General features: G+C 56.6%; 10 protein-coding genes. 1 reads left to right on the forward strand and 9 read right to left on the reverse strand.

The genetic code is table 11. The annotated features are described in order from the left end of the window. Positions 1-178: 178 nt before the first annotated feature. Positions 179-1432, reverse strand: a complete 1254-nt coding sequence (amiC, locus tag AK59_RS0115800) for an N-acetylmuramoyl-L-alanine amidase AmiC (protein WP_013098541.1) — start codon at positions 1430-1432, stop codon at positions 179-181. 227 nt (positions 1433-1659) lie between these two features. On the opposite strand from amiC, the gene argA reads away from it, so the two are divergent. Beyond that, positions 1660-2991 (forward strand): amino-acid N-acetyltransferase, encoded by a 1332-nt coding sequence (gene argA / locus AK59_RS0115805; protein WP_013098542.1) that lies wholly within the window; start codon positions 1660-1662, stop codon positions 2989-2991. A 54-nt stretch (positions 2992-3045) separates the two neighbouring features. On the opposite strand, the gene recD is transcribed toward argA, so the two are convergent. The 8 genes from recD to AK59_RS0115845 all read right to left on the reverse strand — a co-directional run bounded on the left by recD (position 3046) and on the right by AK59_RS0115845 (position 16536). Then, positions 3046-4866 (reverse strand): exodeoxyribonuclease V subunit alpha, encoded by a 1821-nt coding sequence (gene recD / locus AK59_RS0115810; RefSeq protein WP_029883208.1) that lies wholly within the window; start codon positions 4864-4866, stop codon positions 3046-3048. After that, entirely contained in the window at positions 4863-8405 is a 3543-nt protein-coding gene (gene recB, locus AK59_RS0115815) for an exodeoxyribonuclease V subunit beta (RefSeq protein WP_029883209.1), read from the reverse strand. Before recB ends, recD begins: the two co-directional genes overlap by 4 nt. Further along, positions 8402-11284, reverse strand: coding sequence for a pitrilysin (gene ptrA / locus AK59_RS0115820; RefSeq protein ID WP_029883210.1), 2883 nt, complete (start codon positions 11282-11284; stop codon positions 8402-8404). The genes recB and ptrA overlap by 4 nt, the downstream gene beginning before the upstream one ends. Positions 11285-11424: 140 nt before the next feature. After that, entirely contained in the window at positions 11425-14799 is a 3375-nt protein-coding gene (gene recC, locus AK59_RS0115825; protein ID WP_029883211.1) for an exodeoxyribonuclease V subunit gamma, read from the reverse strand. A gap of 12 nt (positions 14800-14811) precedes the next feature. Next, positions 14812-15135, reverse strand: a complete 324-nt coding sequence (locus AK59_RS0115830; protein ID WP_013098547.1) for a prepilin-type N-terminal cleavage/methylation domain-containing protein — start codon at positions 15133-15135, stop codon at positions 14812-14814. Then, complete coding sequence (locus AK59_RS0115835; RefSeq protein ID WP_029883212.1) at positions 15120-15521, reverse strand: DUF2509 family protein; 402 nt, start codon at positions 15519-15521, stop codon at positions 15120-15122. The genes AK59_RS0115830 and AK59_RS0115835 overlap by 16 nt, the downstream gene beginning before the upstream one ends. After that, positions 15518-16081 carry a prepilin peptidase-dependent protein gene (locus AK59_RS0115840; protein ID WP_029883213.1) on the reverse strand — a complete coding sequence of 188 codons (564 nt, stop codon included), beginning with the start codon at positions 16079-16081 and terminating at the stop codon, positions 15518-15520. The genes AK59_RS0115835 and AK59_RS0115840 overlap by 4 nt, the downstream gene beginning before the upstream one ends. Continuing rightward, positions 16072-16536, reverse strand: a complete 465-nt coding sequence (locus AK59_RS0115845) for a prepilin peptidase-dependent protein (RefSeq protein WP_023620429.1) — start codon at positions 16534-16536, stop codon at positions 16072-16074. The genes AK59_RS0115840 and AK59_RS0115845 overlap by 10 nt, the downstream gene beginning before the upstream one ends. Between the last annotated feature and the right edge of the window lie 2 nt (positions 16537-16538).

A 16538-nucleotide genomic window follows, 5' to 3' on the forward strand; every position in this document is an offset into this window, starting at 1 on the left:
TTTTTTTTTTTTTTAATGATACGGCGACCACCGAGATCTACACTCTTTCCCTACACGACGCTCTTCCGATCTATCCGGCCCCCGCAACCAATACTTCTAAAAACAATAAACACCCTTAAGGGTGTTTTTTTGTATCTGTCGTTTGTGAATTTGCCGGGGGTTAACCCGGCGTTCAGCATTATCCACGTCGTGCCAGCGTCGCCCCGTCAGAGAAATACGCCCGGATCCCTGCCAGAATCGACTCAGCCACTTCCTGCTGGAATTTGGCCGTCTTGAGCTTACGCTCCTCTTCCACGTTACTGATAAACGCCGTTTCAACCAGGATAGACGGAATATCCGGTGCCTTCAGCACCGCAAACCCGGCCTGCTCGACGCTGTTTTTGTGCAGCTTATTGACCCGCCCCAGCTTGCCCAGTACCGCTTTACCAAACTTCAGGCTGTCGGTAATGGTCAGCGATTGCACCATGTCGAACATGGTGTGATCGACGTAGCGGTCGCCGCTTTTGCTCACACCACCGATGAGATCCGAGGCGTTCTGCGTGTCCGCGAGGTAACGCGCCGCGGTACTGGTTGCCCCTTTGGTTGAGAGCGCAAATACTGACGATCCACTCGGCTGACGGCTGGTAAAAGCATCAGCATGGATAGAGACGAAGAGATCCGCCCGCTGCTTCTGGGCTTTTGCCACGCGGACTTTCAACGGAATAAAGACGTCTTCATTACGCGTCATGTAGGCGCGCATGTTGCCCTCTCTATCGATTAACGCCTTCAGACGGCGGGCAATCTGCAACACCACATCTTTTTCCCGCGTCCGGTATTTGCCTACCGCACCCGAGTCTTCTCCGCCGTGGCCAGGATCGAGCATGATCACAATCGGGCGATCGCGCCCTGCTTTTCCGGGCTGCGGACCACTTTGCGCAGGCGGAACCTGTTTCTCCAGATTGCCCTGGTTGTAGTCTTCCAGTAACGCCAGGAGCGGATCCTGAATGTCCGTTGCATTCGCCGGATAGAGATCCATCACCAGACGCTCTTTGAACGATGCCACAGGCGCAAGGGCGAACAGCTGCGGTTTCACGTTCTGCTTGAGTTCAAACACCATGCGCACGGTTTGCGGATCAAACTGCCCAACGCGCGCCGATTTGATAAACGGATCGTCACCGCGGATCTGCGCCGCCATCCCCTTAAGTACGGAGTTCAGGTTAACGCCTTCGAGATCCACCACCACACGCTCAGGGTTGCTCAGGGCAAATTGCTTATATTTCAGCACCCGATTGGATTCCACCGTCACGCGCGTATAGGTTGACGACGGCCAGACGCGCACCGCCACCACCTGACTTGTGGCGGCAAGACCCACCTGGCTGACGCTGAGCAGCCACATCGCCCCTGCCCCTTTTAACAAACGGCGGCGGCTTATTGCTGAATTGGATCCCGACATGCTTCTCCCGAGCAAGAAATCTGATTGACAGACAAAACATCAAAATTGACCGAAAACTTTAACGAATGACGCATAAACTGTCATCTATAAAAGGGTAAACAATCATACGTTAACGCACGGATTACTTATTATTTTCTGTGGGTCGCAGAAAATTTAGGCTTGCACATGCGGCCACAATCGAATAAAAATACAGAAATTACGAATAAACATTCATTAAGGGTTGTGCCATGGTGAAGGAACGTAGAACCGAACTGGTCCAGGGATTCCGCCATTCTGTTCCCTATATCAACGCCCATCGGGGAAAAACGTTTGTCATCATGCTCGGCGGCGAAGCCATTGAGCATGAAAACTTTTCCAGCATCGTCAATGACATTGGCCTGCTGCACAGCCTCGGCATCCGCCTGGTGGTGGTGTATGGTGCGCGTCCGCAGATCGACGCGAACCTGGCCGCACACCATCACGAGCCGATTTATCACAAGCATACCCGCGTTACGGATGCCAAAACCCTTGAGCTGGTGAAACAGGCAGCGGGTCTGCTGCAGCTTGATATCACCGCGCGTCTGTCCATGAGCCTGAACAACACGCCGCTTCAGGGGGCGCATATCAACGTCGTCAGCGGTAACTTCATCATCGCTCAGCCTCTTGGCGTGGACGACGGGGTGGACTATTGCCACAGCGGACGCATTCGTCGTATTGATGAGGAAGCCATTCATCGTCAACTGGACAGCGGTGCCATTGTGCTGATGGGGCCGGTGGCCGTTTCCGTAACCGGCGAGAGCTTTAACCTCACTTCAGAAGAGATTGCCACCCAGCTGGCAATCAAACTGAAGGCGGAGAAAATGATTGGGTTTTGCTCCTCTCAGGGCGTCGTGAACGAAGAAGGGGTGATCGTGCCAGAGCTCTTCCCGAATGAGGCCCAGGCCCGCGTGGAAGCGCTGGAAGCCGAGGGAGATTACTACTCTGGTACCGTCCGGTTCCTGCGCGGTGCTGTGAAAGCCTGCCGCAGCGGCGTGCGTCGCAGCCACCTGATCAGCTATCAGGAAGACGGTGCCCTTCTGCAGGAGCTGTTCTCCCGCGACGGTATCGGCACCCAGATTGTAATGGAGAGCGCGGAGCAGATCCGCCGCGCCACCATTAACGATATCGGTGGCATTCTGGAGTTAATTCGCCCGCTGGAGCAGCAAGGGATCCTGGTACGCCGTTCCCGCGAACAGCTGGAAATGGAGATCGACAAATTTACGATTATCCAGCGCGATAATCTGACCATCGCCTGCGCCGCGCTCTATCCGTTCCCGGAGGAGAAGATCGGCGAAATGGCCTGCGTTGCCGTCCATCCAGACTACCGCAGCTCTTCACGCGGCGAGATGCTGCTTGAGCGCGTGGCGGCTCAGGCGCGCCAGATGGGCCTGAGCAAGCTGTTCGTTTTGACCACGCGCAGTATTCACTGGTTCCAGGAGCGCGGATTTACGCCTGTGGATATTGATTTGCTGCCTGAAAGTAAAAAAGAGATGTACAACTATCAACGCCGCTCAAAGGTGCTAATGGCCGACCTGGGATAACAGATCCTTCGCCGGGTGGCGTTGCGCCGACCCGGCCTCTCTTTCTCACCTCGTTCAGAGGGACTCAAATATCGCGCTCAGGCCGCTTCGCCGTTCTGTACGGGTGGCAATCGCCTGCACCAGCACGCGCTCGTCGGTATAGAGCGACAAGCGCTGACGCGCGCGGGTGATGGCGGTGTAGATGAGCTCGCGGGTAATCACGGGTGAAAGCTGAGTGGGCAGGATCAACGCCGCATGGTTGAACTCCGAGCCCTGGGACTTGTGTACCGTCATCGCCCATGCTGTTTCATGTTCAGGCAAGCGACTGGGCTGCACAGACTTCACGCTTCCGTCCGGCATCAGGAACCAGACGCGTAGACCCTGTCCACGGTCAAGCGCAATGCCAATATCGCCGTTAAACAACCCCAGCGCGCTATCGTTACGGGAGATCATCACTGGCCGACCTTCGTACCAGCGTGAATGCGGCGTGCGGGTGATTTTGCGCTTTTGCGCAAGCAGTTGCTCAAGCCTGTCGTTGAGGCCGCTGACACCAAAAGGCCCTTCCCTCAGCGCACACAGCAGCTGATACTCGCCAAACGCGGCAATGACCTGCGCAGGCGTATGTTGCTGCTGCACGCTCGACAGGAAGTGCTGATAGCCCAGCAGGGCATCATCCAGCATCGCCTGATACTCTTCCCCGGTTTGCAGCGATTTCTTCTCAATATCACTGAAGCTGCCGTCAAAAACGGCACTGGTCGCATGCCGATCCCCTCTGTTCACGGCCGCCGCCATTTGGCCAATGCCGGAATCACTCCCGAACCGGTAGCTTTTTTGCAGCAGACAGAGGCTGTCTCGCAGCGCCGCCGCGAGAGACTGACTTTCGGCTGCGAGCGAACATCCAGTGAGGCGGGCTAACTCCTCAGCACGTTCCGCGGTATACCCAAGACTCGCATAGGTGCAGATATCGCCCAGCACGGCCCCGGCTTCCACCGAGGCAAGCTGGTCACGATCGCCCAGGAAAATTACGCGCGCGTGGGGAGGTAAGGCGTCAATCAGCCGCGACATCATCGTCAGGTCGATCATCGACGCTTCATCCACCACCAGCACGTCAAGATGCAGCGGGTTTCCGGCGTGGTAACGCAGGCGCTGGCTGCCCGGCTGGGCACCCAGTAGCCGGTGCAGGGTGCTGGCTTCATTGGGGAAAAGCGCAAGCTGTTCCTGCGTGAGCGGCAGTTTTTGCAGCGCGCCACCTAACGACTCCGTCAGCCTGGCCGCCGCTTTGCCGGTGGGCGCCGCCAGGCGAATACGGCATTTTTGCTCACCCGACAGCTGAATCAGCGCGGCAAGCAGTTTTGCCACGGTGGTGGTTTTACCCGTGCCCGGTCCGCCCGAGATCACCGAGATCCGCCGCGTTAAGGCGACGGCCGCCGCCACTTTCTGCCAGTCTGTCGCCTCATCTGAGGTAAACAGGGCATCCAGCGTTTGCCGGAGCCGCGCTTCTTCACAGGGAAGCGGCGCGTTTGTCTCGCTGAAAAAGCGCGCTACCGTCAGTTCATTACGCCACAGCCGGTTAAGGTACAACCGGTCGCCAATAAGGATCATGGGCGTCTGGGTATCGGCTCTGCTGACAGCAGGAGAGCTTAACAAAACGCTCTGCCAGTCTACCGACTCGCCCAGCAGGGCAAAACAGGACTGAAGAGCCGAAGGCATTTTCTCATTAATGGTCAGGCGCGAAAGCGGCAGGCAGACATGCCCTTCCCCCGCGTCGTTGCTCAGGATAGCGGCAGCCAGCATCACGGCCGGCTGCTCGCCAGCCACCATGATGGCGAACTGCACATCAAGATGGCGCAGTAAACGCTGTTCTACGGCTTCCAGCAGTAATTCCTGCATCGTCATGCCAACTCCTCCGTGCCTGCGGCAAATAAACTGTCCATTTTCTCAATCAGTGCCGCGTCCGGGCGCGTACTAAAAATACCAGACTGCGGATCGGCGGCATCCACCCCGCGCAGGAAAAGGTAAATCACCCCGCCAAAATGGTCTTCGTAGCGGTAATTTGCAATGCGATGGCGCAGATAGCGATGCAGCGCCAGGGTATACAACTGGTACTGCAGATCGTAACGATGCATCTGCATGGCAGAGGCCATCGCCTGTTGGGTATAGGCTTCGCTGTTTTCACCCAACCAGTTCGATTTGTAATCCAACAGGTAGTAACGCCCTTCATGGCGGAACACCAGATCGATAAAGCCCTTCAGCATCCCCTGAACCTGACGGAAGTTAAGTGGCGGGCAACCGGCGGATAGCGGGTCGTGCTCGCGGATCAGCGCATCCAGCGCCTCGGCTCTTAGCGGGCTGGCGATGGGGAGATAAAACTCCATCTCCACCTGCTTATCTCTGGCGGACAGCTGGCTGAGCGAAATACCCTGTGTCGTGAGCGGGGCGTGAAGGATAGCGGTGATCCATTCGCTGAGCACCGGCTGCCATTGCGCGTCGTAGCCGCCGCTTTGCAACATTTTCAGCACCCACTCCTCAGAGACAGGTTGCGTGAAATCCAGCTCTTCAAACAGGCTGTGTAAAAATGTGCCCGGTGACGCGCCGCGCGGAAATTGATGAGGGGTCAGCACCGGTTCATCCGGCACACTGCCGGTACCTGCGGCATCCACGTCAAGCTTAGGCATCAGATCCTGCGCAATGCTCTGCCCGTGCTGCTGTAAACCGGAATAGCTGGTCACGCGCCAGTCGTCTGCAACGGTTCGCGTAATCTGCCGGGCCTGCAGGTCGGTTGTCTGCTGTTCTGGCAGCTGCCAGCGACTGTTATCGGGTTGCGACGGGATATGCAGGGCAATATGTTCCCCGCACAGTGTTTCAATACACTGACGCAGCCCGGCAGCATCTTTTGGCTCACCAAGCTGAATCAGCCTGCCCAGCGCGCTCAGATGAAAATCGGTCTCGCCTGCCTTTTCGCCACGGCGGCGGAATAGCGGAGCGATACCCAGACTGCAGTGCCAGACCGAGCGGGTCAGGGCCACATAGAGCAAGCGTAAATCTTCCGCCAGGCGCTCGGCCTCGGCCAGTTCTACGCTGGACTCTGCTTTGCTGAGATCGAGCACCGCTTCGAACGACTCGCGATCGTGATAAAAAGCCTGATCCTGCACCCGATAATTGGCGATAAAAGGCAGCCAGACCAGCGGATACTCCAGGCCTTTCGACTTGTGAATGGTGACGATTTGCACCAGGTGCTTATCACTCTCAAGACGCATCTGCTGGCTCGACGAGTTACTGTTCGGATCGGCAATTTGCTGCGCCAGCCAGCGCACCAGGGCATGCTCGCTCTCCAGCTGCGTGCCCGCCTCCTGCAACAGTTCGCTGATATGCAAAATATCGGTCAGACGGCGCTCGCCGCCCGCTGTGGCGAGCATATTCTCGGCAATGTGACGCTGCCTCATCAGTTCACGCAGCATCGCCATCACGCCGCGTTTTTGCCAGCGCTCGCGGTACTGCACAAACTCTTCGACCACCGCATCCCAGGCGGCTTCGTCGCAATTTAGCGCATCAATATCGCGCGCGTTCAGTCCCAGCATGCTGCTTGCCAGCGCGCTGCGAAGGGTGCTTTCCCGCTCCGGCGCCAGCACGGCCTGCAGCACCCACAGCATCTCCTGCGCTTCCAGCGTTTCAAAGACGCTATCGCGGTTAGAGAGATACACGGACGGGATGTTCAGTGACGTCAGGGCATCACGGATAAGCGCCGCCTCCTGACGGCTGCGCACCAGCACTGTAATATCGGATGCTTTTACCGGGGCTGATGTGTCCCCCTTCCACAGCAACGCCTCACCACGCGTACCTGCGCTGAGCCAGTCCCGGATCTGCGCGGCGCAGTGCTGAGCCATCGCATGTTGATAGTCCGTAACGCCGCACCCCTCGCCGTCCAGCAGCCAGAAATTCATGGCGGGCTGGTTCACGCCGTTGAATTCAAAGCGCAACGAAGCATTTCTGGCGGCGAACTTTACCGGCTGGAAAGGAATTTCCCTGAACATAAACGCCGAATCCATGCGGCTGAAGAGCGCATTGACGCTCTCCACCATCCCCGGCGAGGAGCGCCAGTTGGTGTCCAGGGTGTAGTGCGCTTCAACCTCGCTGCGGGCTTTCATGTAAGTGAAAATATCCGCGCCACGGAAGGCATAAATGGCCTGTTTTGGATCGCCAATGAGCAACAGTGCCGTGTTGGGCTGCTGGCGCCAGATGCGGCGGAAAATGCGGTACTGCTGGGGATCGGTATCCTGAAATTCGTCAATCATCGCCACCGGAAAGCGCGTGCGGATGGCGGCGGCAAGCGCCTCGCCATTTTCACTGCACAACGCCGCGTCCAGGCGACTTAGCATATCGTCAAAGCCCAGCTCACCCCGGCGGCGTTTCTCACGCGACACCGCTTCACGGATCTCCGCCATGGCGCGAGTGATCATCAGGTCGTTAAGGGTTAATGGCTCTGCCAGCAGGGTTTCGATCTCAACAAACAGCGGGTGCTCCGGGACAATGCCATCGGCTTTGGTTCGCTCAACCAGAAAACGCCGGGAAAATTTTTCCAGCGCATCCGGGAGCTGGTAACCGCGCGTCTCTTCCTGCGCCCAGGCAGTGATCTTGTCGATCCATTTCCCCTGATTGCCACGGTTAAACTTGCGCCTGTCGATCCCGGAGTTTTCGATAATGGCGTCGATCTCGCCGACAGACTCAATCCATTTTTGCTTAACGGCAGCAATCTTTGCGACGATTTTTTCATGGCGCGAGGCCAGCGTTTCATCCGCAGGCGGTGGAGATTTAATGACCGGGGCCTCCCCCTGCAGATAGCGCTCAATGGCGCGCAGAAGCTCCTCAGGGCCTTTCCACAACGCATGTACCGCTTCGGCGATGTCCCGCTGTAACGGATAGCAGTGGCGACGCCAGAAATCAGCACAGGCCTGGTAGCGAAGCTCAGACTCATCTTCAATAAGCTGCAGTTCAAACAGCATGCCGGATTCAAACGCATTCAGGCTCAGCATGCGCTGGCAAAAACCGTGGATGGTGAAGACAGAGGCCTCGTCCATTTGCCGTTCAGCCAGAAGCAGCCACTGTGCGGCCTGCTGTTTATCGGCAATCTCTTCCAGCAGGCTCGCGTAGAGTGGGTTATCCGTGCTTTCGCGCAGACAGGCGATACGCAGTTCATGAATATTGGCACGGATACGGCCGCGCAGCTCAGCGGTGGCGGCCTCGGTGAAGGTCACCACCAGCAGCTCCTCCACGCTTAACGGACGCGGAAAAGCGGCCTGGCCGCCAAGCCCCAGCAACAGACGCAGATAAAGCGCGGCAATGGTGAAGGTTTTTCCCGTTCCCGCTGAGGCTTCAATCAATCGTTCACCCTGCAGAGGTAAACGTAAGGGATCAAGGGACTCAGCGGTGTCGGTCATTCTTTCTTACTCCAGGGCATAGATTGCTGCAGGGCGCTGACGCTCTTCCAGATTTTCCAGCCTTTCGGGTTAACGTAGTCCGTTTTTCCGTTCTGGCTACCAGAAACCTGAGACAGAATGGCTATTCCCTGCGGTTTAACCACCGCCTGATGGAAGAAGTCGGCAACCTTCTGAGGCGTCAGCTGTTTTATCTCGGCCACTACTTTATCACGCGAATCAAATTTCAGATTACCGCGATCGAAATCTTTGCTCAGCTGGGATGCTTCTTCACCCAGCGTCTGAGGCGGCTGCATCACCTGCGCGATGACGGCCTGCTGGATTTGGGCAAACTCATCCGGCTTCATGGCTCGCAGTTTAGCTTCCGCTTGCGGGAAGAAAGCCTGGTAACGCTGCCAGAGATAAGCGGGCTGTTTATCGCTGCTCTGCAGCAGGAAACCCAGCCCCCACTGGCGGCCAACGTTCATGGAGAAGGCAAAGACCGCATAGCCAAGCTGCTCTTCAGTGCGCAGCTGATTGTAGAACCACGGCTGTATAATTTGCCCCAGAACGGCACTCTGCGCAGAGCTGGCAAATTCATCATAGCCCGTAGGAACAAACACGGCGGCCAGCGCGGAATCCGTGCTGTTACCTGCTTTTTCAAAAATCACATTCTGTTTTTTCTCAACCAGCACGTCCTGATTACGGCACCACTCGTCGCCTTTTGAACCGAGCTGCTGACGTACGTTCTCTGCCAGCGTTTTGGCCTGGTCCTCGCTCATGTTGCCGACGATAAGAAACTCCGGACGCGTGTTAGTTTTCAGCGCGTCGCGGTAGGCCAGCACCTCTTTTAATGTGATGGATGGCAGCAGCGCCCGGCGATCTTCACGCTGGAAATAAGGGATTTGCGACAGCATCTGCGCCGGCATAATCGCCTGATCGTACGCCTTGCCTTTCTCAGCGGAATCCATCATCTGCGCATACCAGGACTTCGCCTGCTCAAACTGCTCTTCCGTTGGCGTGTAGCTGAAATAGCCCTCCAGCAATGCCTGGAACAGCTGAGGCAGACGCTGGGTATAGCCGTTTGCATTGACCATCAGTCCGTTATTGGCGTTGGTAGAGAAGCTGATTCCACCCACCGCGGCCTGGTTGCTGAGCTGGTCAAGCGCGATACCGGCCAGATAGTCATTAAGCGCAAACATCACCTGATTTTTGGCGCTATCCATCGCTTTCGGGTTGCGAAGAACAACGCTGACATCGGCTTTTGGCTCGCTGGCGAAGTAGTGGCTTGGGGTGTACACCACGCGCAACGTCGGCTCATCAACAATAAGCTGCGGGTGTGGGTACGCTTTCGCGGTTTTAATCAGGGAGAAATCATCCGGGATGTAGGGATTCAGCTCCGGCAGCTTCAACGCGATCTCGCTGGCCTTTTTCTGCCAGTTTGCGAACGTTTGCTCACTGATTTTATCCACCTGGTAAGGGGCATCCACGAAATAGGCCGTTTTGTTATGCGGCTCGTTCGGGCTGATGTACCAGATGCGGGCATTCTGTGGGGTCATCATTGCCAGGCGCGCTTTTATCGCCTCAGCGTCGTACTGGTCGGCAATGTTGACCGCGTCCAGGGTATGTTCAACCGGCACGCGGATCATGGTATCCGCCAGCCACTCAACATAGTCCATGTCGCGGGTAATGGACGGATAGCGGAAATCGAGATCCAGCACGTGTGCCAGTTCGTCAAAGTAGCGTTTATCGACGCCTTTATCGCGCAGCAACGAGAGATAGCTGAAGATAGCCGCGACCACCTCATCACGGTGCGCCAGCCCTTTGTCGGTCAGGGTGGCGGAAATCGCCAGCACACCGCTGTTGCCGTTAACCACAGGATCGGAGTCGGCACGGATCCCTTCCACCAGCCCCTGCTTTTGCAGCCAGTCAGAAAGCGTTCCCGGGCTGCGGTTACCAATAAGATAGGTGACCAGTTCATCCGTTTTACTGCGGAACTGTGCGGTATTGTTATCAATGCGGAACTCAACGCGTAACACCTTGCGCGGCAGTGCGGGCACGTAGTGGATCACGATCCCTTTCTGCGCGTCGGTGACAACCGGTACGTTTATCTGCGGCAGGTCGATGTTTTTATTTGGTACCCGTCCAAAGGTCTGCGCCGCCATGGCAGCCAGTTCTGGCAACGGTTTGTTGCTGTAGATAACCGCTTTCATCAGGTTGGCGGAGTAGTATTTGTCGCGAAACGCATGCAGCGCATCAAGCACCGGGCTGTTTGGTTTGTCACTCAGCGTCTCGAGGTTCCCCCCGGAAAAACGGGAACCAGGGTGCGCCGGGTTGATGGTTTCGGCGCTCACCTGCGCCATGCGCATACCGTCTCGCGTACGGGCCAGGGTCAATTCAGCATTGACGGCATTACGTTCACGGTCAGCGTATTTTTTATCCAGCAGCGGTGCGGCAATGGCATCGGCGAGACGATCCACCGCCCCTTCCAGCTCATCATTTTCGACTTCCAGATAAAACGCCGTCCGATACGGTGCCGTACTGGCGTTGTGGCTGCCGCCATGCATTTTCAGAAATTCGGAGAGGCTATCAGGCTGGGGGTATTTTTTGGACCCCATCAGCGTCATATGTTCCAGATAGTGCGCAAGACCCGGGTGCGCTTCGGGATCTTCCAGCGACCCAACGGGTACTACAAGCGCCGAGAGGGATTTCACCGCCTGCGGATCGGAAACCAGCAGCACGGTCATCCCGTTATCAAGGCGGACAGCCTGATACTGACGGGTATCTTTTTCGCTCTTACGGATAGTTTCCTGAACGGGTTGCCAACCGGAGTCTGCCTGAGTGACGGGAGCCCAAAGGGCGACAAACAAAACAAACGCTTTGAACAAGGTGCTGCCTGGCATTAACGACCTCTTTATCACGGCTACATCATTAACAAACTTCGTGCTGGACACGCCAGCATCTCTTTCTTTCTGTACATCAGTCCGTGATAGCAGGTGCATCATAAATGAACACCCTTTACTGCGCAATTTTTATACAGCGCTCAGGACTGATTAAATTTGAACAACGGTAACAGGTAACGTTGTGCCTCTTCCGTGATGGTCTCAAAGTATTCTGGCTCAAGCGTTCGCCATAACCGTTGATACCAGACATCATCGCCTTCACCACGGACCATCATGTTACCTTCCCAGGCCTGAACAAATTTACTCCGCGCTTTCTGCAGTGAAGCGTCATCCGTTAACATCGCATCATTCTGCGCGTCATAACAGGCTTTTATCCACGCCCCGCCACTTTCAGGCAGTAACAGCAGCGGCTTGTTCATCCCCTGACGGTAACCTTCAATGTACAAGGACAAGTAATGTAATGCCTGCTCCGGCTCCATTGGCGGGAAACGCCACTCGCCCTCCTTGCGTACAAACATCCGGCTTTCACCCTGGTTACCGCCAGCACTGTAGACAAGATGTTCGAGCCAGAGTTGCAACCCCTGCGAAACGCTCAGCATGGAAGGCCGCCAGCGCAGCAGCCCGTCCGGTTGAACCTGCGTCAGCCAGCCCGTCAGCTGGATACCGTTGCAGTTGAGGTCGATTTCGAGGCTTGTTCCCGGCTGTCGGCATTCGATAACACGCTCGGCAAGCGCCTTCATCTCTGTGCACTGCGCCTCCCAGACGATCTCCCCAAACGCACCATACGGTAATTGCCCCGCAGCGCGATAGCGGCGGAACAGTTTGTCAGCATCTTCCTGCTCCACCAGCGCATTCAGCAGCTGGAGGTTTAACTGATAACGTTCCAGCCCTTCCAGCGTAAACGGTTCTGCGTCAGGAATTTCGCTCTCTTCCGAGCGGAAATTTACCTGCAACCGCTGCTGGAAGAAGGCGCGTACCGGATGCGCCCAAAACCGCTGCAGCTGTTCGAAGGTCAGGGTTTCAATGGGCCGCGCGTCGAGCTCCTGAATGAAATCGCTGTGCGCCCTCCCCTCTTTCTTCGCCGCGGGCAGCCACTCCTGGGCATAGCTCTGCAATTCGCTGGCGACGTAGTTCATCGGGTCAAACGGCATACGGCTGTGACAACAGGTGATATGCGCTTTCACCCGCTGGTCGCTCTCATCGCAGTTACGTTCTTCATCCCCCGGCAGGTAGTGGCTCTGTCCGATATAGTCCACCAGTTCCTGCACCAGAACAGAGGGAAAACGCTCGCTGTTGTCCTGAATCGACCGACCGATATAGCTGATGTAAAGCTTGTTCTGCGCGGAAATAAGCGCCTCAAGGAAGAGGTAGCGGTCATCATCACGACGGCTACGGTCGCCCCGCTTCGGTGCCGGGCTCATGAGATCAAAGCCCAGCGGCGGCAGGGCTCGCGGATAAACACCGTCATTCATACCAAGCAGACACACCACTTTGAAGGGAATGGAACGCATGGGCATCAGCGTGCAGATATTGATCGGCCCGGCAAGGAAGCGCTGGCTGATACGCTCCTGATCGAGGCGCAGGGTCAATTCGTCCCGCAGAAGCGAAAGCGGGATCGCTTCGTTATAGTGGGAGTTCACCCCCTCATCGACTATCGCCTGCCACTGTGTTTCAATCAGCGCCATTGCGGCTTCCGTGTCACTGTCCGGCAGGAAGAAATCATTGAGCAGTTCCCGGCAAACCGGCAGCCACTCCTCCAGCGGACGCGGCTGCATTAGCGCACGTCGCCAGCGGTTAAGCTGCATCAGCAGTGAGGCTAAATGCCCGACCAGCTCCGCGATGAGCCCGCTGGACTCATCATAAGGCAGGACCTCGTTCCACTCGCCCTGGCTGCTTTCCATGGCATACCCCAGCAGCATACGCGTCAGACCAAACTGCCAGGTGTGCTGCCCGGTAGGGGGAAGCTCAAACTCCTGTACGTTGTCGTCATCGATCCCCCAACGTACGCCAGACTCGTTTACCCACTGACGAAGGTAGCGCAACCCCTCTTCGTTAATGTTGAAACGAGCGGCCAGCACGGGAACATCGAGCAATGCCAGGACATCTTCGGAAATGAAGCGGCTGTCGGGCAGTGACAGCAGGGTAACGAATGCCTGCAAGGCCGGGTGAGACTGGCGAGCCCGACGGTCAGAGATGGCATAAGGCAGGTAGCGCTCTCCCGTCGCACTGCCGAAAACGGCCTGAATAAAGGGGCTGTAGCTGTCGATATCCGCCACCATCACCACGATATCACGCGGTGTCAGGTCAGGATCGTCCTGTAGCATGGCGAGCAACTGATCGTGCAGGACTTCGACTTCACGCTGCGCACTGTGGCAAACATGCACCGTGATACTGCGATCGTCGGGATCCAGTCTCCGTTTCGTGTCGCTGCGTTCAAATTCTTCGGCCGTCACGCCCATCACCGCGCGATTTTCCAGATCCAGAATATCGGACTGGATATTGTGCAGCAGGCTGTCCGGCGTGATTTCAACAAACGCATCCACGTCGCCTTCGCCTGACGAGGTGATATCAGAGAGCATATGAATGTAGTCCCGGCCCAGCTTGCCCCATGAGGCAAGCAGCGGGTTTGGCAGGTTCTGAATGCCCTGCTCATCAAAAAGCTGCGCGGCAGAGGCACTGTCTTTAAACAAGGGCACCGTGCGTTCTTCAAAGAGACGTCGCCGCTGGCGCGTCACAAGCCGCGAAAGCCACCGGTCATCCTGAATGTCGCCCCAGTAATGGCGGCAAGGGTTAGTAAAGAGAATATGGATGTCGGTGTGTTTTCCGAGCGCTTTCAGCGCATCCAGATAGACGGGTGGCAAGGCGGAAATACCGCAGATAAATACGCGGGAGGGCAGCCGGGCCGGTCGGTCAGTGCTATTTTCCAGTATGGAGATGAACCGTTGGTAGAGGTTCGCACGGTGCCACTTGGGTTGACCCAGCTTTTCGGTATGCTCCACCAGCGCTTTCCACAGCGGCGCCTGCCAGACCTGCGCCTCCGGCAGACCTTCCACCAGCTCACCCGCCTCCCAGCGAGTCAGCCATTCCGGACGATACACTAAATACTGGTCATAGAGATCTGCGGTGCGTGATGCCAGCTGGAACAGCTTGCGTTTGTCGGTATCGTCATGCAGGTAGTGGCGCAGCATGGCAAACTCATCATGCGTGAGCATATCTGGCAAAAGCGCCATCAGCTTCCAGCTCATGCTCTGTTTGTTAAACGCGCTCTGCTCCGGGATGTCAGGCAACACGCGGACAAACATCTCCCAGATAAAGCTCGCGGGAAGCGGAAAATCGATATTCGCCGCGATGCCAAATTTACGGGAAAGCGACATCTGCAGCCATTGTGCCATACCGGTGCTCTGCACCAGCACCATTTCAGGCTCAAACGGATCGTCGAGCCGCTCGCGCTCAACGATAAATTCCATCAGCGCTTCCAGCACATCCAGACGATTTGAGTGGTAGACCCTTAACATAGACGCTCCCGACTACTGGCTAACCGGGCAATGCAGACGCGTCATCTCACCGCGTCGACCCAGAGGAGAAATAAGTGTAACCGTGATGCTGACACATCCAGACTGCGTTGTCTGCATCCGGTTTATCTGCCAGCCTGCTGGCAGCGCACCAGCATCCATCTGCGACTGCGTCCAGGCGATGTGCCAGAGCTGACGATACTGGCTAAACAGGGCAAAGCGGGAAGCCAGCGCCCGGTGATAGCCGGACAGCGCCGTGACGATCGCCACCAGCAGCATCATCGCCAGCAACACGTCGACCATGCTGAACCCCTTTTCATTCTTTACGGCAACCGACATAACGCACGCTCCTTTAGCGGGCAAAAATCACTCCAGCCATGAGGTAAAAAGCGTATGTGCCCGTTGACAATCTCCCCGCCACGCCAGAGCAACAGCTCTCCATCTCCAGCGATGAGTAACACCTGCGACTCATTCAGTACACGCAAACAAACACGTTGCGTTTGTCTCTGTTTGCACTGTACATCAGGCTGCAACGACCAGCGCTGAACGCGCCCCCACTCCAGCGCAGACTGCGTGGCTGCCTGCTGCTGGATGGCGCGGCTCTCGTCGCCAACCAGCATGGTAAATGTTATGAGTTGCTGGTTAAGGCCGGTCAGGATCAGTGTGCCTAACACCAGTAACAGCAGAACCAGCGTCAGTGAGGCAATCCCATTCTGGCGGTTCACAAGTTAAACCCCGTAACGCCATAGCGAACCTGGTAAGGGGCAGCGTGCTTATCATTCACCCCGCTGGCGGTCAACTCGAGATAGAATGCTGGCGCAAATCCCGGGTGCTCATGTTTACGTACCACAAATGTGTGGATCATAAGCCGGGCCGGGTCGGTAAGCTTCTCCCATCCTTTTCCTTCACACCCCGTCGTGCCACGCAGGGTTTCCAGCGCGCCTGATTCCAGACGAAACCCCGTACTTTCGTTATCCGATGCTGAGGTGTCCCAGTTGCCGTTACTGTTTGCATCCCACCGGACAATCACACAGCTTCCCTCCCTGCCGATGGTCAGGCTCTGCCCCTGACAATTACCCGCGCAATACCCCGCGCGCTGTAACTGCTTGCCAATGGCGAACAGGCGTTGCCAGATCTCTTCTTCACGCTCCTGCGCCCTGGATTGCAGCAAAACTGCCCGTTGCAGCTCCGGTAAAAAACGCGACGTGCTGAGTAACAGAATGCTGCTGATCGCCATTGCAATCAGCACCTCTGTAAGTGAGAAGCCGTGCTGGTTCATCGGCATGCATTTTCCCCTGTAACAGTGCACATCCTGATACGCCCTCCGTTTGAGACGACAATCATCCATTCTCCTGCCCTGCTCTGTACCCGTATCCGCCCTGCCCACGCCGTGTCCCTTAATCCATAGAATCCTAATGAAGGCGTAACCTCCCTTAGCACGACGTCAGGCCACAACGGTCTGAGCACATACGGGCTGTTGTTCTCACAGCCCTGCACTGCAGAGCTCATCAAACAAGCGCCTCTGTCGTCCTGCTGAAGCGTGATCAGGTGGTCACGGTTGTGACGATTGGCATCGTTTCGCAGAAACACCAGATAGTCGCGGACCTGGCAGGCGACCTGCCACAACCTCTGCCGCTGTTGCCAGTTGTCCCAGCCGGCGAGCCCTGTCGCGCTGAGGATAATAACCAGCGAAATGGCAACCAGAGTTTCGATAAGCGTAAAGCCGTGCTCTTTTTTCATGC

The organism is Enterobacter sp. T1-1 (assembly GCF_000710795.1).
Lineage (GTDB): Bacteria > Pseudomonadota > Gammaproteobacteria > Enterobacterales > Enterobacteriaceae > Enterobacter > Enterobacter cloacae.